The sequence below is a fragment of the Vibrio sp. Vb1337 genome (assembly GCF_033338715.1).
In the GTDB taxonomy this organism is placed as follows: domain Bacteria; phylum Pseudomonadota; class Gammaproteobacteria; order Enterobacterales; family Vibrionaceae; genus Vibrio; species Vibrio alginolyticus.
This window is the reverse complement of sequence record NZ_JAWOTD010000247.1, coordinates 1-1,075: the sequence shown is the minus strand read 5'-3', so window position 1 is coordinate 1,075 and position 1,075 is coordinate 1. Positions and strand designations below refer to the sequence as shown.

The window sequence follows — 1,075 nt, the reverse complement described above, 5'->3', positions numbered from 1 at the left end:
TTATTGCTGGGTCTGTTCTTTATTACCGTTGGCGCGGGAATCAACTTCTCGGTTCTATTTGGTGATTTCTGGCTGATCATGGCGCTGACCATTGGCGTGATGGTATTGAAAGCCTTGGTGCTGTTTATTCTCGCGCTGATATTTAGAGTGAAAGGCAGCAACCGCTGGCTGTTTACCCTAAGCTTGGCTCAAGCGGGTGAATTTGGTTTTGTGTTGCTAAGCTTCTCTGTGCAAAACCACGTCATTCCATTTGAACTCTCGCAAACTCTTGCACTGGTGGTTGCGATTTCAATGTTCCTGACCCCTGGCTTGTTCATTCTGTTTGATCGGGTGATTTTGCCTCGCTTTGAAACCCAATCGAATGAACGCGAAAGCGATACGATTGAAGAAACAGGCACAGTCATCATTGCTGGTATTGGCCGCTTTGGTCAGATTGTGAATCGCCTATTAGTATCGAACGGCGTAACAACTGTAGTACTTGACCATCAAGCCAACCAAGTCGATAACATGCGCCAGATTGGCACTCGTGCCTATTTTGGTGACGCAACCCGACCAGATATGCTGCACACGGCAGGTATCGAGCATGCGGCTGCGTTGGTCGTCGCGATTGATAACCAAGAATCGAGTGTGGAACTGGTGAAATACGTGAAGCACACGTACCCGAAAGTAAAAATCATCGCACGTGCTTTCGACCGCGGTCATGGTTACTTGTTACGTCAAGCTGGCGCAGATGTGATTGAATCGGAAACTTATCACTCGGCACTGGAAATGGGTGGACATGCCATGAAAGCGTTGGGCATTCACCCATTCTTTGTTGAACAGCAAAAAGACACTTACAAGCGCGTAGAAGCTCGTAAATCTGAAATGTTATACCAAGCGTGGGAAGACGATTCGGAAGGTGAGCGCTTCGATAACAACTTCCGCGAGCTATTCATCCAGCTCGAAGAGAAAATGGCGGAAGAGATGCGCAAAGCTCGTCACGATAAGTTATCGCGTTCTGAACGTGGCTGGACGCCACCGCCAAAAGGTTACGCTGAAAACTTTGACGGTGAAAACGTGCAAGATATTAAGCCAC

At 48.0% G+C, this 1,075-nt stretch carries 1 protein-coding gene; it reads left to right on the top strand.

The window, feature by feature from the left end; all coding sequences use genetic code 11:
* Positions 1-1,075: NAD-binding protein (locus R7E42_RS25395; RefSeq protein WP_318073291.1), on the top strand; the 1,075-nt coding region annotated here is incomplete at both ends.